The organism is Pseudomonas sp. GL-R-26, from assembly GCF_019947365.1.
Classification (GTDB): Bacteria; Pseudomonadota; Gammaproteobacteria; order Pseudomonadales; family Pseudomonadaceae; genus Aquipseudomonas.
The window spans coordinates 81617-99861 of record NZ_JAGYGI010000008.1 but is presented as its reverse complement, the minus strand read 5'-3'; the positions used below and the strand labels follow the sequence as shown (position 1 = coordinate 99861).

Below are 18245 nucleotides of genomic sequence, written 5' to 3'. Positions count from 1 at the left end.
AGGCCCCGCCCCATGGCCGTATATGCCCATTCCGTCGGCGCCCAGACCTATCGCTTCGACAGCCTCAAGGATGTGATGGCCAAGGCCAGTCCGGCGCGTTCCGGGGATTTTCTGGCCGGTGTCGCGGCCCTCAATGACGGCGAGCGCGTCGCGGCACAGATGACTTTGGCCGACATCCCGCTATCCCACTTCCTGCAGGAAGTGTTGATTCCCTATGAGTCCGATGAAGTCACCCGACTGATCATCGACACCCACGACAAACAAGCCTTCGCGGTCGTCAGCCACCTTACCGTCGGCGGCTTTCGCGACTGGCTGCTCAGCGATGCCGCCGACGAGCCGGTCCTGCGCGCCCTCGCCCCTGGCCTGACTCCGGAAATGGCCGCCGCCGTGTCGAAGATCATGCGTGTGCAGGATCTGGTGCTGGTGGCGCAGAAAATCCGCGTGGTCACGCAGTTTCGCGGCACCCTGGGCCTGCGCGGTCGCCTGTCCACGCGCTTGCAACCGAATCACCCCACCGACGAACCGGCCGGCATCGCCGCGAGCATTCTCGACGGCCTGCTGCACGGCAACGGCGATGCCATGATCGGCATCAACCCGGCCACCGACAGCATCGCCTCGATCTGCGCCATGCTGGAGATGCTCGACGCAATCATCCAGCGCTACGAAATCCCGACCCAGGCTTGCGTGCTGACCCATGTCACCACGTCGATCGAAGCGGTAAATCGCGGTGTACCGCTGGACCTGGTGTTCCAGTCGATCGCCGGCACCGAAGCGGCCAACGCCAGTTTCGGCATCAACCTCAATATATTGCAGGAAGGTTACGACGCAGGATTGAGCCTCAATCGCGGCACGCTGGGCCAGAACCTGATGTACTTCGAAACCGGCCAGGGCAGCGCCCTGTCGGCCAACGCCCACCATGGCGTCGATCAGCAAACCTGCGAAACCCGGGCCTATGCCGTGGCGCGGCATTTCAAACCGTTCCTGGTCAACACAGTCGTAGGCTTCATTGGCCCGGAATACCTGTACAACGGCAAACAGATCATCCGCGCCGGCCTGGAAGACCACTTCTGCGGCAAATTGCTCGGTGTGCCCATGGGTTGCGACATCTGCTACACCAACCACGCCGAAGCCGACCAGGACGACATGGACACCCTGCTGACCCTCCTGGGCGTCGCCGGGATCAACTTCATCATGGGCATCCCCGGCTCCGACGACATCATGCTCAATTACCAGACCACCTCGTTCCACGATGCGCTCTACGCCCGACAGACCCTGGGGTTGAAGCCCGCTCCGGAATTCGAACAGTGGCTGGCGAAAATGGGCATTTTCACTCAAGCCGATGGCAGGGTTCTCTTCGGCGACAGCCTGCCGCCAGCCTTCCGGCAGGCCTTGGCGCAACTGGGATGAGCATTGATATGGATAAACTACCCTTCGATCCACACAACCCCTGGTTGGAACTGCGGCGCCTGACGCCAGCGCGAATCGCTCTGGGCCGCACCGGCACCAGCATTCCCACCCACGCGCAACTGGACTTCCAATATGCCCACGCTCAGGCGCGGGATGCGGTGCACTTGCCGTTTGACCATGCCTCCCTCGGCGCGCAATTGGCCGAACGTGATCGCGAGTGTCTTTTGCTGCACAGTGCTGCGACGGATCGCAACACGTACCTGCAACGCCCCGATCTGGGGCGAAAACTCAGTGATGCATCGGCGCAGACCCTGCGTGATTACGCGACGGCCCATCCGGGAGGCGTGGATCTGGTGATTGTGGTCGCCGACGGCCTGTCGGCATTGGCCGTTCATCGCCATACCCTGCCGTTTTTGACACGCCTCGAAGAGCAAATGGCAGGCGACAGCTGGACTGTTGCGCCAGTCATACTCGTGGAACAGGGCCGGGTAGCCGTCGCCGATGAGATCGGTGAGTTACTTGGCGCAAAAATGACCGTGATTCTCATCGGCGAACGCCCTGGCCTCAGCTCCCCGGACAGCCTGGGTTTATATTTCACCTACAATCCCAAGGTCGGCCTTACCGATGCCTACCGTAATTGCATCTCCAATGTCCGGCTTGAAGGGCTGAGCTACGGCATGGCGGCACACCGTTTGCTGTATTTGATGCGTGAAGCCTGCCGGCGGCAGTTGTCAGGGGTCAATCTGAAGGACGAAGCGCAGGTTCAGACACTGGAGTCGGACACAGGAGGCGACATGAAAGGTAATTTCCTGCTCGGCCCCCCGAATGCCTGAACCACCTCCGCATTGCACATTCGTACCAGTTTCAGGCAGGATCGTTGCGCGGCCGCCAAGGGTTTCCCATCGCCGTCAGAGACGTAAGACAGCCACTTGAAGACGAGACCTACCATGCGGATTATTCAAGCGACCCTCGAACACCTGGACCTGCTGACCCCGTTGTTCGTCAAATATCGCGAGTTTTATGGTTCCCTGCCGTATCCGGACTCGTCCCGGGCGTTCCTCGAAAAACGCCTGCGTCGCAAGGAGTCGGTGATCTACCTGGCCCTGTCCGATGACGACAGCAACAAACTGATGGGTTTCTGTCAGCTTTACCCGAGCTTCTCTTCGCTTTCGCTCAAACGTGTGTGGATCCTCAACGATATTTATGTCGCCGAGGACGCCCGCCGCCAGTTGGTGGCCGACAACCTGATCCGCACCGCAAAAAAAATGGCCAAGGAAACCAATGCCGTGCGCATGCGTGTTTCCACCAGCAGCAACAACAAAGTCGCGCAGAAAACCTACGAGTCCATCGGATTCAAGGAAGACACCGAATTCAAGAACTACGTGCTGCCGATCAGCGACGAACTCTGAATCACCTGCACCCTGCTCGCGATGGCATCGACCGGACTAGACTGGCCCAACGATGCGCCGGCATCGCGAGCAGGCTTGCTCCCACCTGTTCGTTATCAAACATCAGCCCTGCGATGAAATTCCCCGCTACAATCTCGACGCGATTTTCACCTCTCGCCTCGTATAATCCCGATATTCCCGGCTTGTAAGAAAAACTACCCCTATCCGTAGTCTTACGCGAAGTCATCCGCACAGGCCTGCTGAGTCGGGCCGTCACCACAGGTGCTATCCATGGATTTCAACCCGATCGACATTGTCCTGCATCTCGACGTCTACCTCGACATGCTTGTAACCAACTACGGGGCATGGATCTACGCCATTCTGTTTATGGTGATCTTCTGTGAAACGGGCCTTGTGGTCATGCCCTTCCTGCCGGGCGACTCCCTCCTGTTCATCGCCGGTGCCGTGGCAGCCGGTGGCGGCATGGACCCGGTACTGCTCGGCGGCCTGCTGATGCTGGCGGCGATTCTGGGCGACAGCACCAACTACATCATCGGACGAACGGCGGGTGAAAAACTGTTCAGCAATCCGAATTCGAAGATCTTCCGTCGCGACTACCTGCAACAAACCCACGACTTCTACGACAAGCATGGCGGCAAAACCGTGACCCTGGCGCGCTTCCTGCCGATCATCCGCACCTTTGCACCGTTCGTCGCCGGTGTTGGGAAAATGCCTTATCCGCGGTTCTTCGCCTTCAGCGTCTTTGGCACCGTTCTGTGGGTCGGCGGGCTGGTGACGCTCGGTTACTTCTTCGGCAACGTACCGTTCATCAAGAAGAACCTGTCGCTGCTGGTAGTCGGCATCATCCTGCTCTCGCTGGTGCCGATGATCATTGGCATGGTGCGTAACCGCCTCGCCGGCTCGAGTTCCAAAGCCGAATCGCGCTGACACGATGTGGTCCCTGAGCGCCTGGCGTCGCCGGCGCACTCTGGCGAAGCACCCGATTGCCGATGACATGTGGCAACGGGTGCGCCATCACCTGAGCTTTCTCGATGGCATCAGCGCCGCCGAAGACCAATGGCTGCGCGAAGCCTGCGTGCTGTTCCTCGAAGACAAGCACTTGAGCGCCCTGCCCGGTGTCGAACTGCATCAGGAACAACGCTTGCTGCTTGCGGCCCAGGCGCAATTGCCGCTGCTGCACCTCGGCGACCTGAACTGGTATCAGGGCTTCCACGAAATCATCCTCTACCCCGACGACTTCCTCAGCCCCCAGCGCCATCGCGATGCCAGCGGCGTCGAGCACGAATGGGACGGTGAGCACAGCGGTGAAGCCTGGCAGCAAGGCCCGATCATCCTCGCCTGGCCCGGCGTAATGGCCAGTGGTGGCTGGGAAGGCTACAACCTGGTGATCCACGAACTGGCACACAAGCTCGACATGCTCAACGGCGTCGCCAACGGCCTGCCGCCATTGCATCCCGACATGCGCGTCAGCGACTGGGCCAGCGTCATGCAAGAGGCCTACGACGACCTCGACCGGCAACTGGAACGCAATCCCGATGCCGAAACAGCCATCGACCCGTATGCCGCCGAGAACCCTGCCGAGTTCTTCGCCGTCACCAGCGAATACTTCTTCAGCGCCCCGGATTTGCTCCACGAGGCTTATCCACAGGTGTACCAGCAGTTGAAGCTGTTCTATCGCCAGGACCCGTTGGCGAGGTTGAAGCAACTTCAGGCGCATGACCCTGTCTATCAGGCACACCAGTGAGCGCCATACGACTTCTGGTCCATGGCGTCGACACGGGAATATGCCTATAATCGCCGCCACTTTTTGGTCAATCCGGCCAAGTGTTTTTGGTCAACTAACGGGGGCAACGCCCAATGAGCTACAGCAAGATTCCGGCTGGCAAAGACCTGCCGAACGACATCTACGTCGCGATCGAGATTCCGGCCAACCACGCGCCGATCAAATACGAAATCGACAAAGACAGCGATTGCCTGTTCGTTGACCGTTTCATGGCCACCCCAATGTTCTACCCGGCCAACTACGGTTACATCCCGAACACCCTGGCTGACGACGGTGATCCCCTCGACGTGCTGGTCGTAACCCCTTACCCGGTTGCTCCAGGTTCAGTGATCCGCGCCCGTCCGGTCGGCATCCTGAACATGACCGACGACGGCGGCGGTGATGCCAAAGTCATCGCAGTCCCACACGACAAGCTGTCCCAGCTGTACGTCGATGTGAAGGAATACACCGACCTGCCAGCGCTGCTGATCCAGCAGATCGAGCACTTCTTCGCGAACTACAAAGATCTCGAAAAAGGCAAATGGGTGAAGATCGAAGGCTGGGCCGGCGCAGACGCCGCCCGCGAAGCGATCACCAAGTCGGTTGCTGCCTACAAAGGCTAAGCTCGGCTGCTGGCTTTTAGCTGTAAGCGGCAAGAAAAACCCCGGGTAATCCGGGGTTTTTTGTGGGTGCTTGATAAGCACGCCAAACACCCCGTTTAAATAGACCCTCCAATGGTTTTTGCTTGTTTAAAATTCCCCAAGAGCGTCTTACATCCAGTCGTAAATTTCCCGCGAAATTTGAACGAGGCGTTTATTCAAACCCTTGTTAGCCGCCAGTAGACTCGCGTTCATGAAAAAGAACACTAGCGGCCCACGCTTCAAAGCGCTCCTCGAAGCAGCGAACATCACGACCACCGGATTTGCCGAATTCCTGGATACGGCTCCGCAAAATGTACATAACTGGTACACCCGCGGTGTGCCTGCCCATTGCATGGAGGAAGTCGCTCGAAAACTCTCCGTCAGCAGCGACTGGCTGAAAACCGGTGAAGGCTCGAAAGATGCCCAACATCTGCGCCTGCTCGACGAAACCGGCAACACCTTCGATGCCCAGACCATCCGTGGTGTCTACACGGTCATCGAGCCTGTCGACGTCGAACTGCCATTCCTCAAGGAAGCTGTCACCGCCCCGGGCTCCAACAAAACCCACGTCATAGAAGACTCCGAGAAATCCATCCGTCTGCCCCGCAGCCACCTCGACTCCCTGGAAATCAACCACGCCGACGCCATCTGCGCCCTGATGAGCGGCAACAGCATGGGTGAGAAAATCGAAGACGGTTCAACCCTGGCGATTGACCGTGGCCTGACCCAGATTGTCGATGGCGAGATCTACGCCATCGAACATGACGGCATGCTGCGCATCAAGTACCTGCACCGACTACCGGGCAACTCCCTGCGACTGCGCAGCCACAACCGCGCCGAATACCCGGATGAAATATTCAGGACCGCACAAATCGAAGAGCAGAACATCAGGGTACTGGGCTGGGTATTCTGGTGGTCGACCCTGAACAAACGACGGCCGACGGTGCCGTTTCTTTAAGCACTCCAGAACGCCCATCGGCCGCCCACCCGGGTGGCCAAACGGCTCTGCCCGGCACTTCCCGCTGGGAATTTCCATCAAACCTGCGTATGCTGCGCCCCACATTTGCGCATCGATCCGCCCTGCGGCTCAGATGCTCTGGCCTGACAGATGACTTTCTCACCAGGTCCCACAGCCGGACGCAAGATCCGGGTGTACGTTTTGAAGGCTGGCGCGGTTTACCAAAAATGATCCAAGCCAGTCCCCGAGAAGCCGGCCACAAGCCGGCTTTTTAATGCCTGAACGAAAGTGATTCACAACAAAACTCACTCAACCCCTTCAGTATTCAGTGCATAAAACTCCTGCAGCTTGGCTTGCAACAGTTTCTTGTCTGGCAATTGGGTGTGGTACTCCGCGATCAAGGCAGGCGACAGTGAGCGGTTCAGGGCGTATTCGACGATTTCGTCCTCTTTGCTCGCGCACAGCAATACACCGAGCGCCGGGTTTTCGTGTGGCTTGCGGACATTACGGTCCAACGCTTCAAGATAAAAATCCATCTTCCCCAAGTATTCCGGCTCAAAGCGCCCGACCTTGAGTTCGATCGCCACCAGGCAGTTCAGCCCACGGTGGAAAAACAACAGATCCAGCGCAAAGTCCCGTCCACCTACCTGCAACGGATATTGCGAACCCACAAAGCAGAAGTCCCTGCCCAGTTCGATCAGAAAATCCCTGAGCTTGTGCAGCAGGCCTCCATGCAAGTCTGTCTCTGCATGACCACGCTCCAGAGCCAGAAACTCGACCACGTAGGCATCCTTGAACACGTCCAGGGCCTGGGGATGAATTTGTCGCAGCGGTGCTGAGACTTTTGCCGGGCTGACCACTGAACGCTCAAACAGAGCCGCCTTGAACTGACGTTCCAGTTCGCGGCTCGACCACTTTTCCTGGATTGCCATGCGCAGGTAAAACTCACGCTCTTCCGGGCGTTTGCTCTGATTGAGGATGATCAGATTCTGGGTCCAGGGCAATTGTCGCAGCAGTGCTGCGACTTTTGCGTCATGCCTATAAGCCTCGTAAAACTTGCGCATGCGAAAAAGATTCGCACGGGTGAACCCCCGCAATCCAGCCTGCGTATAGGCCAGGTGCTGAGCCAGTTGTGCCACCACCCCATCACCCCACTCCGCCGCTTCAATTTTGCGACTGATGTAGGCCCCCACCTGCCAGTGCAACTCAATCAGTTCGGTGTTGACCGCCTGCATGGCGCGTTGTCGCGCGGTCACAATCAGTTGGGTGATTTCGTTGAAAGCAGAATCGAGAGAGGTATCGCTACGAAGATCATTCACGTCAGGGCATTTCCATGTCGGTTGGAGGGCCCTTTCAATTACTCCTGATACCGACGCAGAAACATTCACAATGTATTTCTGCATGAAACAACGCTAATAAGCCTCCATCCCACCCAGAGAACACTTGCCAAGCCAAAATGGCCGATGCTAAATCCACCCAGTCCAAAGACCGCTACCCTTACCCCGGAGAAGCTCTGCCGGTCGGACTTCGCTTTCAAGCTCAACGGGAACCTTCGCAATGGATCTGCACATCCCGACCCTGCTGGTAGTCTCGGTCTTCGTTTTCATTCTGATGGGTTTGTTGACCTGTCACGCCTGGTGGCGTGAAACCCGTGAGCGGCCTCTGGCTTATCTGGGTGCAATGATGCTGCTGGCTGCCCTTGGCGTGGTGCTGGTCAGTTGGCGGGGTCGTGGGGTCGATGTTATCCCGCTGATTTTCGGCAACATGGCTCTGTTGCTGAGCGCAGCGATGAACTGGACCGCCATGCGCGTATTTGTCGGGCGCGCGCCTTCGCTGCCGGGAGTTTTCGCGGGCGCCGGCATCTGGCTGATCCTGTGCCTTATCCCGGCGTTCTATGACGCCATGCCCGTGCGAGTCGTGGTGTATTCACTGCTGACGGCCGGTTATGGCGTGCTGACGGCATCGGAGTTCTGGCGCAGCCGGAAAAAGCTTGAAGTCGCGTACATGCCGGCGCTGGTTCTGACGCTGCTGCACACGGCTTTCTATATCGTTCGCAGCGTGATCGATAAGAGCCTGCCTCTGGATCAAGCGCTGTCAGGCATCGGCGATGGCGTACGTTTTTTCTCCTTCATGCTGTTCGAATCCATGCTGTATGTCATCGGGATCGCTTATGTGACGCTGGCCATGGTCAAGGAGCGCGCGGAGCTGAAGTTCAAAGCTGCCGCGTTCTGTGATCCGCTGACAGGGATCGGCAACCGTCGCGCCTTCATGTCGCACGGTGAACAATTGCTGACCAACTGCAAGCGCCGGGCAGAACCCGTTGCGTTGCTGCTGTGCGACCTGGATCACTTCAAGCGCCTGAACGATAGCTTTGGCCATCCGATGGGGGATCAGGCACTGATCGCGTTCAGCCGGATTCTGACAGGCAACCTGCTCAATCACGATGTGTTCGGTCGTATCGGGGGAGAAGAGTTTGCCTGCCTGCTCAAAGGGGCGGATGAGCAGGAGGCGGTTCAGGTGGCTGAACGCATCCGTCAGGCGTTTTCCCGGCTGTCGCTGCTGGAGCCGGGGATACTCAGTGTCAGTATCGGCGTCGTCACCACCGGCGAGTCGGGCTACGAGCTTTCGAGCCTGCTTTCACAGGCGGATGAAGCCCTGTATGGCGCCAAGGATCACGGGCGCAATCGTGTGCAAACCCTGCGCAAGTTGTACCTCAACCTCACGGATAGCTGAACGACTTCACCAACGTCAGCTCCCCCACCGCGCGCATCGGCACCAGGAACGTTTCCATCTTCTCGCTCGGCGTGCCTTCCTCGGTAATCACCGTCACCTGCGCCGTGGTCAGCGGTTGGACCGCGTCTTCCTGCCCCTCTTCATCACTGCTGTAGCCGCCGCCAAAGTAGTTCACGTAGACCAGATATTGCCCTTTGATCGGCGCGGGCATGGCGAAGATTTCCGGGCCGTAGCCGGTGGTGACGTCGACGTCGAGCGCGGCGCCGTTGGGGGCGACCCGGTCGCCGTACCAGATGTGCGCTCCGTCGGGGGTGATCAGGTGCAGGTCGAGGTCGGTGTTGTCGCTGTCCCAGGACAACAAAACGCGCAATTTGGCCGGAGTCGCACCGCCGCTGCTGTTGAGAAATTGCGTGCGCTGACGTTGTTGGCCATCAGGGCTGCGAACCTCGACGCTGTTGCTGCCGTTGGGGAATGAGAACGGGCGATCGAAGCGGCCGGCCGGGTCGATTTTCAGCGGCATGCTCACCCCGTTGACGATCAGCCGGCCGGGGTCTGTGGATTTGGCTGTGGCCTTGATCTGCCCGCTGATGCGAGCGGTGTTGGCCTGCCCTGCCGGGGTATTCACCGACGAGGCCGGGTAGTTGACGGTCTGTCGGAAGTTTTCCCCTTCGCCCTCAGGCGCGCCGGTGCGCCAGCCACCTGCGGGGGTGTCGAGTTTGACGCTGTCAGCCGCCATCACCGATGGCAACGCCACCAGCGAACAGAGCAACAGCAAGACCTGTGGATAACGGAGCTTCATGGACTATTCCAGCAAGAGGTGGCGGGCGAGCCCTTCGATGTAGGTTTCATCCTGGCCATTGGGATGTGCTTCGAAGGCCAGGTGCAGGTATTCATGGGTCAGGTCGAGGCGGTCTTGCATTGTCTGCGCGCCACGCACGTAGATGCGCAGACGTTCGCGGTCGACATAGGGGCGGCCGAAGGCCAGGCGGCATACGGCGAAGGTGCTGACTTCGCTGTAGCCGGTTTCGCTTTCAAGTTTCTGGCGCCAGCCGCGCCGTTGTTTCTGCAGCCATTCTTGTGCGGCGGGCAACGCTTCGCAGGACGCGACCGGGTTGTCCCAGCGACTGAGACTGGCGCGTGGGTAGGCGTGCAGCAGGATGGCGTCGTAGCGCTGGCCGGCACGGGCCTGTTCGACGGCTTGCTGCCAGGACAATTTGTCCGGTCCGGGTTGATCGGAATGGTAGGTGACGGTGCTGCCGGCCAGCACCAGGTCGCTGGTCCACGCCGCGATATCGCGAGACTCGGACGACGCCGGACGCGGTGCGACCCGCTGGCGGCTGCTGCTGTCGTCGATGCTCAGGCAGTCACCGCTGCGCGTGGCGTTTTGCAGCAAGTATGTGCGAATGGCCACGGTCAGGGCTTTGGCGGCCTCGACCGGTTCGGCACTGGCTTCGCGCTGGAGAACGCGGGCGACGTACTCTTCGCGATCCAGACGAGCCACGAGCTTGTGGTTCAGCAGAAACAGTTCGCCGTCGCTGTGGATATCCAGCCCATTGCCGTTGGCGAATTCGACGCGGTAATCACCCTGCAACGCCCCGGAGGACACCACACCGTTCCCTGACAGCACGCGCCGAAGTGGGTAGCGGGAGAACAGGTCGACCTCTACGCACTGCCCTGCATCCGTAGGCCATGCAACAGGAATCACCGTAGACAGTGCCTGCGCGTAATCTCGAAGTACCCGTTGACTGGTACCGCGTCCACCGGCCCAGACCGGGGTACCGTCCGCCGTCCAACCGGCAAACCCGCCCTGACGCGATGTTGCATCCTGATCCGCCAGCCAGCTCCAGGTCTTCACCCGCAGGCGGCTGCCGAGTTCGCCGACGACATGACCATCAGCGGCATTGAGCAGCACATCGAGCAAAACTCGCCGGGCTTGATCCTGCGCCGGCAGCACGGCCAACACCTTCAACAGTTCCGCCACCGAAACCCGGGTAGCTGGTTGCAACGAAGGCAAATCCAGCAACCATTGCGGCGCCTGCCGCGCCTGCCAATAGGCTCGCCAGTCGGCATCACGAATGCCCAGCCGCGCGGGTTCGAAATACAGACCGCATGACTTCACCAACGCCTGATCACGCTCGATCCTGCCGCCCGCCGTGCAGCAATAAACCTCTTCTTTCGACTGCCCGCGGCATTCGTAAGCCGGCTCGCGCGCGCCGGTGTCCACCAGCCAGGCGTAGACGAACAACTTCCACACACTGCCCAGTGGCGTCTGCAAGGTCGGCGGCAATGGCTCGCGGGTGATCACCTGCGTTCGGCTCAGCGACAACAAATCGCCCTTGAAGGCCAGGCGCAAAGGTTCGTCCTGCGCCGTTGCCAGCACAGGGATCAAACACAGCAACCAACCTATCAGCAGCCTGTGCACGTCAGTGAACCGTGACCTGGCCAAGGGCGGCTTTTTGTTCAAGCGCCTGATGCTGCGGCGCATAAACCTGAGTGAAACGCACCGGCGGCAAGTTGAACTGCCCCTTCTGCGAGAAACGCACCAAGTGCCGCAGGCGCAATTCGCCACTCAAGGCATCGACCGGAACGGCATAAGCCATTTGCCCCGGTTCGAATCGCGCCTTCTCCAGCGATGTCGGTTCGGTGCCAGCCTTGCCCATGAGCTTGATGCCCCAGGTCGTGCGTTCGACATCGGCACCCGGTGGCAGCGGCACCTCCAGCAGGCCATAGCGCAACGGCCTGGCGGCTTTGCTGGTGACGATCACTTCATCGAGATAGAGGTTGTCGCTGGACAACGACGCGTTGCCGACCGCTTCGAGTTTGAAGGTGAAGGCTTCATCCCCCGGCACCAGTCGCGACAGGCGACGGGTGATGGTCACGGCCATCGGATCGACCGCCGGCTGTTGGCTGCGGTAGCTCAATGCAGCGCGCAGCGGACGCTCTTGCGCGCCGGTCAGCGTCAATACCGTCGGCACTGGCGCAGGCCCCTGCCACGTCCAATACATCTCACCAGAAACCCCGTACTGCTTCTTCCAGCCTTCACCAGGCGCCAATGCAATGGTGGGCGATGCCTGCTCGATGCTGCGTTGCAGCCAGGTGAGTGCCAATGCACGTTCCAGGGTCGATTGCTGCGGCAACAGGCGTTGCAGCAAGGCCTGGGCGTGAGCCTGATCGAAGGGTTGCAGCGACAGGTTCAGCGCTTCGGCAAACGGCTGGGAACTGACCGCCAGACGTTGCTGTGCGTCGGCCAGTTGACGGTTGAACGCATCCGGCAATGCGACCTTCGCCTGCCTGGCCAGCGATGCCGTCAGCACTCGTGCGCCCGCCAGCCCCAAGGCTGAATCCGGATCGCTCATGACGAGGCTGTCTTCGCCGTCTTCCATCAGGTTCGCGGCAGTGCCCTCGCCCGCTTTCGCCAGGTCATCCATCAAGCCACTGAGCAAGGTATTGACCGGCAACTGCATTTGTTTGGCGAACGACAGGATCAGCGCCCGCTGCAACAGCGGCGTGTTCTTCGCCTGCTTGGCGTAGACCTCCAGCACCCGCTGCCAATGCTCCGGCGGCAGGCTCAGTTCCAGCACCTGGCTGGCGTGCCAGTCGGCGTAATAAGCGTAGGCGGTGAGGAAGGCATCCGGCTCGCCGTCCATGCCCCACCAGGTGAAGCTCGCCGAAGGGCCGGCCATTTGTACCAGGCGCAAGCGACTGTTTTGCATGATCAGGCGCAGGCGATCGCGGATCTGCGCATTCGCCGCCAGCGTCGGGTAGGCAATGCTCAACGGCAACAGGCGGCTGGCGGTCTGCTCGACGCCACCGTAGGGGTAGCTCAGCAGATCGTCGAGTGCAGAACGGAACAACGCTTGCGGGCTGTCGTCCAGACGCAGGCGGATATCACTGGCGTCTGCCGGCAACGTCAGCGGCGTATCGCCCTCACCCGCATCAAGGCTCTGGGTTTGAGTCACCTGCCAACCTTCACCGGTCGCGCTCAAGTGTACCGCCAGGGCATCAGCGGTTTTGCCATCCTGCACCAGTTCGGCGCTCCACTCGCCATTGGCCAGTTCAAAGGTCGGCAACGGGATGTAGTTGATGCCGCTGTTCAGGGTCACAGGCACACGCTGTTCGTTGCCGGCGAAATGGGTGACCAGTTCGGCCTTGACCGGTTTCTCGGCCTGGCTGAAAGCAAACACACCGAGCTCCGGTTTGTCGCCAGCGCGGAATCGAGTCGGGCCGCTCCACTTCAGGTACAGCGGTTTTTCCGAGCGCACGAATTGCTTCTTCTGCCCGACCTGACCGCCATCGGCAATGGCCCTGGCAGTGATGCGCCAGCGGGTCAGGGAGTCGGGCATCTTGAAGGTGAAGCGGGTTTTGCCGTTGGCATCGGTCAGCAATTCAGGTTGCCACGCAGCGGTGTCGACATCCTCACGACGGGGTCGCTCCAACACCTTCACGCCCCGCTCACTGCGATTGGCTTTGCCCGGTGCACCGGGGCTGCCCGGCAAGGCGACGTCATAACTGATGAACGACAAACTGGCGCTGGTACGCACGTTGTTGCGGCGTGGGTGATAGAAGAACTGGTCGATGCTCGGCGCGACTTCAGGTTGCAGGGCGTAGACCATTTCATCGACCACGCTGACCGTCAGGTGCGCGGGAATCGCTTTGCCGGCGAACTGGGTGGTCAGGTCTACAGAGACGGTTTCGCCCGGCTGGTAGGTTTCTTTATCGGTGGCGATGGCCACGTCGATCTGTGGCGTTACCACCTTGATGCCGGCGTTCTGGAAACTGTACTGGCCGCCCTTGGTGTACAGCACCGAGAACGTCAGGTTCGGCGCGAAACCTTCCTTCACCGGGATGCGCGCGCGGTACTGGGTATCGCTGAGCTTTTCCATCTTCAGCCAGTCGCCTCCCCTGGACAGCAGCGCAGTGGCTTCGACCTTGTCGCGCTCCAGAGACAGCAGTGCATCGCTGACCGGTTCCGGGAAAGTGATCAGCGCCAGCGCTTCATCGCCTGCAATGTACTCGGGCTTGTCGAGGACGATTTCCACGGTGCCGGGTACGGCTTTGACACCTTCGCCGGTAACCGAATGGCCGGTGGCGCCGACCACCCGGCCATGATCATCCTTGAGCGTCAGGTTGTAGGTGCCCGGCCGGTCAAAGGCCAGGGTGAAACCTTTGTCGGTTGCCGCGAGTTTGCCTTCGCCGGTGCTCTGGTCCTCTAGGCGTACCCAACTGAAACTGCCTGGCGTAACGGCGTCGACCTGCTCGCCTTCGCGGGTGTAGCTGAAGGCAACCTTGTCACCCACCGCGCTGAAACGCCGAGGCGCGCTCAAGCGGAAATTCGCCGCGCCGCGGTCTATGAGGATTTCCTTGGTGGTCTTGACCCGATACGCCGCACCGTCGCTGGCAAACACCGTGAGCATGTAACGACTCGGTTTGTCGGCGGCCGGCAAATCGAGGGACGCATTGCCCTTGGCGTCGGTGGTCAATTCGGTGCTGGTCAGTTCCACCGGAAACTGCCCAAGGTATTGCAGTTCGTTGTCGACCATCGACAGCTGTTGGGCACGCAGGCTCAGGCTCAACTTCGCATTGGCCACCGGTTTTCCGTCCGGGTACAGCAGCACCAGGTTGCCCTTGACCGGCTCGCCAGTACGATAATCCTGCTTGACCAGATTGAGCGAAATCTCGAAGTGCGGCTTGATGTACTCAGCGACGCGAAAGGCGCTGCTGTAGGCCTGATCCTTGTAGTTGAAACGCAGTTCATATCCACCGGCCACGGCGTTGTCCGGCAACTGGAATCGGCCTTGGGTGCCAGCCTTGGAATCGAGCTTCAGATCGAGGGATTGCAGTGCCGTACCGGTCGCATCCAGCACGGTTACATTGACGTCGGCCGCGCTTGGCTGCACCGAATCCCGCGCGTTCTTGAATTCACGCCCGACGATTTTCAGCGACACCCAGTCCCCCGGCCGATACAGCGGCCGGTCGGTGAAAGCATAGAGTTTAGTGTCGTAAATTTCACTGTCGTAGTAGAAGTTCTCGGAGACGAACACCCCGCCCTCTTCGTCCTCGCCGATCACGAACGAACGCTCGGGGCTGACGTGTTTCAGGCGTAGCAAACCATCGGCATCCGTGGCGCCACTGCTCATCACGCCGAGGCCGTCAGTCCACAGCACATTGACCTTCGGCACCGAACTGCCTTCGTGTTTGCGCGCGGCCCACACCAGCAATTCGTCGCCGGCGATCTTGCTCACCGCCACGGTGTTGGAGACGAACACCATGGTGGTCGCGCGGTATTTGCCGATCAGCGCTTCCACCAGATACAGACCCGGTTTGAGATTGCCCAACGGGATGTACACGTTGCCGGGCGCGACGCTGACGAACTCGCTGGAAGAACCGGCCAGGATCACCCCCGCAGGTGGCTGGATCGGCTTGGCCTGCCACAACGGATAACGGAACTGGCTGACCACCGGCAAACCCGGTATCAGCGCGAATTGCGGCTGCGCATCGTAGGGCGTTGGCGCGGCCATCGCATTGCCCATCTTCAGTTCCGGCACTTCCTCGGTGACTTGTTTACGCGACTCGTAGGAAAACGCCCGCTGCATCACCCGACGGGATTTGCGATACCAGTTATCCCACAGGTAAGCGAGGGTGTTCGACAGACCTTCACCCTTGAACTGGCCATCGCTGACCACTCGATGCAGGTTCTTCTGGCGCTTGAGAAAATCCAGCGGTCTGTCGATGCGATACACCCGAATGTCGGCGCCTCCGTAGGGCTCCATGCGAAACCGGCGATAGTCGCGGCCCGGCGCTTCGAGACGCACCATCGCCTGTTCATCGCTGGCAAAACTGCTGTCGGCCAGCAGGAAAAAACTCTCGCCGGCCACCGGCGCATAGCCGCTGGACGGGACCGAGTCGTCGGCATCAACCGCCGAGAACGGCAGCACCAATACCAACATCAGAGACAGAAAACGCAGCATGCGGGCACCGGTCATTGGGAAACAAAATTCAGTCGATAGACGCCGATGAAGTTGGGGTTGGCTGCGTCGGGTATCCATCGGGTGTCCTTCCATGTCATGAGTTGCTGCAGGCTTGCCGAACGCATGCCGTTGTCGGTGGGTGTGCTGGTGCCGGTGTGATAGGCGATGTAACGGCCCATCCAGATCATCAGGTGCTGGTCGTCGCCCTGATCGAAAAACATCAGGTCGCCAGGGCGTGCTTGAGACACATCGCGGCTGACCAGATGGCTGTTGAACTGAATCAATTTGATTGCATTGACGTATGGCCCGACCTTGCCGCCGCCCTGCTGCCATTGCTGGGCAAGACCGCGCTGGGCGTCGCTCAGTTGCAGCTCCGGCGGCAGGTAACGATTGGACAGGCCATTGCTGCGCAGCCATTTGTCGTCATGGACTTTCAGCGCTTCATTGGCGGCGAAGCGCACCAGCCCGGCGCAGTCTTGCTGATACCAACGGGGGCTCGGCCCCTGGCTCAGTTGCTCCTGGGCGATGCGCACGAACCAGGCACGGAAGACCTGGGATTGCTGTGGGTCGAGCGACGGCGCCTCGATAGCGCGGGCACCCGCGCTCAGCAACAGCGCCAGCAGGCCGAGACTTCGGATCAATGCCGTCACAGGGCTTTCCACTCCAGCGGCAGCCACTGCCAGTGGCCGTCCGGCTCGCTGCCTTCGGGCAAGGTCAGGGCGTATTTACCGTAGCCGCCGAGCTTGCGCAGTTTCGGGATCAGGTAGGTTTGCGCGGCGTTGTAGAACACCGGCTCCATGTCCTGGGGCAGGCTGTCGAGGGTTTCCTGCTGCATCAGTTGCGCCATGGAATCCGGGCCGAAATAGACCGGCATCAGCAGATCCTTGGGCACCACATCGGCCATCGGCGGGAAGCGTTTGTCGAGGGTGCCGAGGGCCTTGTCCACAAGCTTGTCGTCGAGGGAAAACAGCAGCGTCGAACCATGCCGCGCCAGACTGACTTTCATGAACGCCTTGCCGGTGATGGCGTCGGGGTCTTGAGCGTCCTTGGCCGCATAGGGACCGAAACTGGAGCTGACCTGACGTTGCCACTGGTGGCTCTGGCCTTCCTGTTTTTCCGCCACCGGGAAGGCCCCTTCTTCGACATTGCTCTCGTAGGCGCCGACCATCGAGCCGAACAGGCTGCCCAAATCCCCATCGAGTTTGCCGCTGTCGTCATCGTTGAGGCTTGCCACCAGCAAGGGCGTATACAACCGCGAATCGGCATACCAGCACAGGCCCGCCGCGCCGGCCATGTGTTCGGTCAGCGCCTGAGCCACCTTCTCCTCGGCACCGAGTTTCACCAGCAGCGGTTTCTGTTGCTCGGCAGCCAGCGGCAACGCCACGCAAGCGCTGGCGCCCATGGGCATGGCTTGCCAGATCGGTTTGAAATCGAAGTCCGGCTGATTCTCCAGTTCATCCATGGCCAGGAAGCTGTGCCAGCCCTTGTCGTCCATGTCGAAACGCAGACCGGCGAAATTCGGAATGAAGCGCTGATAACCCATGGCCAGCACGCTGGCATTCACCGACAGGCGTTGTTTCACCTCCGGCGTACGAGGTGGCAGGCCGAAGGCTTCGGGGAACAGTTTGTCGCCATTGAGCAACGCGGCAATGGCCGTGGTCGACACGCTGCCCGATTCTTCCGTTGCGCCACTTTGCGGATCGTAGAGTTTCGCCGGATTGGACAGCACCACCAATTTGTCGCCATGGGACGCGAACAGCAGCGCCTTGCTCGCGTTGTAACTGAGTTGATAGAGCCCCACGTCGTCGGTGCCGACCTTCACGTCAGCGACTTTGCTCAACTGCGAGTCGTCCAGCGCCACTTTGGCCAGCGGCTCCAGCACCTTGGCCAGCCCGCCGCGATCCATCACCAGCAGGAAATCCTTGAGCCGCCCATCCGCCCCGCGCCACAACGCTACGTCCGCCGGTTGATCGAACAGTTGCTCGATCAAGGTGTCCTGCAGTTTCAGGTCATGTTCGTAGATGATTCGCCGCAAGCTGCCGATCAACCCCAGGCGGTCGGCATGGGTTTCGTAATAGAAGACGAAGTCTTCGGTCAGGGTTTCCTTGAGGAACGGCACCGCCAGCAGGTCCTTGGGCAACTGGCTCAGGGAATGGGTTTCCAGCAGGCCATCCGGGCGGCTCATGCCCAGTTTGTCACTGGCCAACACAGGCGCTGGGGCCTTGGGTTTGTGCATGAACCACCCCAACCCAGCAGCCACGCCAACGACCAGGCATATCCCGATCAGCAGCGTCGGCCAATGCAGGGAAGATTTGGCCGCTGGTGCGCCAGCGGCCGGAGTAACAGTGCTATCACTCATGTTCACAA

General features: G+C 60.2%; 14 protein-coding genes. 8 read left to right on the top strand and 6 right to left on the bottom strand.

The features are described 5' to 3' along the window. Positions 1-12: 12 nt before the first annotated feature. From KGA96_RS10670 to KGA96_RS10640, 7 genes are all read left to right on the top strand, one after another. Complete coding sequence (locus KGA96_RS10670) at positions 13-1407, top strand: ethanolamine ammonia-lyase subunit EutB (protein ID WP_046041664.1); 1395 nt, start codon at positions 13-15, stop codon at positions 1405-1407. Between the two features lie 8 nt (positions 1408-1415). Then, positions 1416-2240 (top strand): ethanolamine ammonia-lyase subunit EutC, encoded by an 825-nt coding sequence (eutC, locus tag KGA96_RS10665; protein WP_046041663.1) that lies wholly within the window; start codon positions 1416-1418, stop codon positions 2238-2240. 114 nt (positions 2241-2354) lie between these two features. Continuing rightward, positions 2355-2816, top strand: coding sequence for a GNAT family N-acetyltransferase (locus KGA96_RS10660; RefSeq protein ID WP_046041662.1), 462 nt, complete (start codon positions 2355-2357; stop codon positions 2814-2816). 270 nt (positions 2817-3086) lie between these two features. After that, positions 3087-3743 (top strand): DedA family protein, encoded by a 657-nt coding sequence (locus KGA96_RS10655; RefSeq protein ID WP_046041661.1) that lies wholly within the window; start codon positions 3087-3089, stop codon positions 3741-3743. Between the two features lie 4 nt (positions 3744-3747). Then, a complete protein-coding gene (locus KGA96_RS10650; protein ID WP_046041660.1) occupies positions 3748-4560 on the top strand; it encodes a zinc-dependent peptidase in 813 nt (270 codons plus the stop codon). Between the two features lie 113 nt (positions 4561-4673). Next, positions 4674-5201, top strand: a complete 528-nt coding sequence (gene ppa, locus KGA96_RS10645) for an inorganic diphosphatase (protein ID WP_007990564.1) — start codon at positions 4674-4676, stop codon at positions 5199-5201. Positions 5202-5430: 229 nt separating this feature from the next. Then, entirely contained in the window at positions 5431-6177 is a 747-nt protein-coding gene (locus tag KGA96_RS10640; protein WP_046041659.1) for a helix-turn-helix transcriptional regulator, read from the top strand. 305 nt (positions 6178-6482) lie between these two features. On the opposite strand, the gene KGA96_RS10635 is transcribed toward KGA96_RS10640, so the two are convergent. Continuing rightward, positions 6483-7496 carry a YhcG family protein gene (locus tag KGA96_RS10635; RefSeq protein ID WP_046041658.1) on the bottom strand — a complete coding sequence of 338 codons (1014 nt, stop codon included), beginning with the start codon at positions 7494-7496 and terminating at the stop codon, positions 6483-6485. A gap of 238 nt (positions 7497-7734) precedes the next feature. Between KGA96_RS10635 and KGA96_RS10630 the strand changes: the two genes are divergently transcribed. Further along, positions 7735-8910, top strand: a complete 1176-nt coding sequence (locus tag KGA96_RS10630; protein WP_046041657.1) for a sensor domain-containing diguanylate cyclase — start codon at positions 7735-7737, stop codon at positions 8908-8910. Here the strand turns inward: KGA96_RS10630 and KGA96_RS10625 are convergent. Genes KGA96_RS10625 through KGA96_RS10605 form a run of 5 tightly spaced genes read right to left on the bottom strand, consistent with a single transcriptional unit; the run spans position 8897 to position 18237 of the window. Beyond that, positions 8897-9709 (bottom strand): YfaP family protein, encoded by an 813-nt coding sequence (locus KGA96_RS10625; RefSeq protein WP_223466781.1) that lies wholly within the window; start codon positions 9707-9709, stop codon positions 8897-8899. The two genes, KGA96_RS10630 and KGA96_RS10625, sit on opposite strands and share 14 nt — an antisense overlap. A gap of 3 nt (positions 9710-9712) precedes the next feature. Continuing rightward, positions 9713-11356, bottom strand: coding sequence for a DUF2300 domain-containing protein (locus KGA96_RS10620; RefSeq protein ID WP_263286953.1), 1644 nt, complete (start codon positions 11354-11356; stop codon positions 9713-9715). Then, complete coding sequence (locus KGA96_RS10615; RefSeq protein WP_223512734.1) at positions 11334-15893, bottom strand: alpha-2-macroglobulin family protein; 4560 nt, start codon at positions 15891-15893, stop codon at positions 11334-11336. The genes KGA96_RS10620 and KGA96_RS10615 overlap by 23 nt, the downstream gene beginning before the upstream one ends. Beyond that, positions 15890-16528: a DUF1175 domain-containing protein gene (locus KGA96_RS10610; RefSeq protein WP_223466775.1), complete on the bottom strand. Its 639-nt coding sequence runs from the start codon at positions 16526-16528 to the stop codon at positions 15890-15892. The genes KGA96_RS10615 and KGA96_RS10610 overlap by 4 nt, the downstream gene beginning before the upstream one ends. Next, positions 16525-18237 (bottom strand): DUF2138 domain-containing protein, encoded by a 1713-nt coding sequence (locus tag KGA96_RS10605; protein ID WP_223512731.1) that lies wholly within the window; start codon positions 18235-18237, stop codon positions 16525-16527. Before KGA96_RS10605 ends, KGA96_RS10610 begins: the two co-directional genes overlap by 4 nt. Positions 18238-18245 lie beyond the last annotated feature (8 nt).

Bases quoted from the DNA above. Each gene is read 5' to 3' on its own strand.
- KGA96_RS10660 (WP_046041662.1), top strand. From the start codon at position 2,355: ATGCGGATTATTCAAGCGACCCTCGAACACCTGGACCTGCTGACCCCG.
- KGA96_RS10655 (WP_046041661.1), top strand. From the start codon at position 3,087: ATGGATTTCAACCCGATCGACATTGTCCTGCATCTCGACGTCTACCTC.
- KGA96_RS10640 (WP_046041659.1), top strand. From the start codon at position 5,431: ATGAAAAAGAACACTAGCGGCCCACGCTTCAAAGCGCTCCTCGAAGCA.
- KGA96_RS10670 (WP_046041664.1), top strand. From the start codon at position 13: ATGGCCGTATATGCCCATTCCGTCGGCGCCCAGACCTATCGCTTCGAC.
- KGA96_RS10615 (WP_223512734.1), bottom strand. From the start codon at position 15,893: ATGACCGGTGCCCGCATGCTGCGTTTTCTGTCTCTGATGTTGGTATTG.
- KGA96_RS10630 (WP_046041657.1), top strand. From the start codon at position 7,735: ATGGATCTGCACATCCCGACCCTGCTGGTAGTCTCGGTCTTCGTTTTC.
- KGA96_RS10625 (WP_223466781.1), bottom strand. From the start codon at position 9,709: ATGAAGCTCCGTTATCCACAGGTCTTGCTGTTGCTCTGTTCGCTGGTG.
- KGA96_RS10605 (WP_223512731.1), bottom strand. From the start codon at position 18,237: ATGAGTGATAGCACTGTTACTCCGGCCGCTGGCGCACCAGCGGCCAAA.
- eutC (WP_046041663.1), top strand. From the start codon at position 1,416: ATGGATAAACTACCCTTCGATCCACACAACCCCTGGTTGGAACTGCGG.
- KGA96_RS10650 (WP_046041660.1), top strand. From the start codon at position 3,748: ATGTGGTCCCTGAGCGCCTGGCGTCGCCGGCGCACTCTGGCGAAGCAC.
- ppa (WP_007990564.1), top strand. From the start codon at position 4,674: ATGAGCTACAGCAAGATTCCGGCTGGCAAAGACCTGCCGAACGACATC.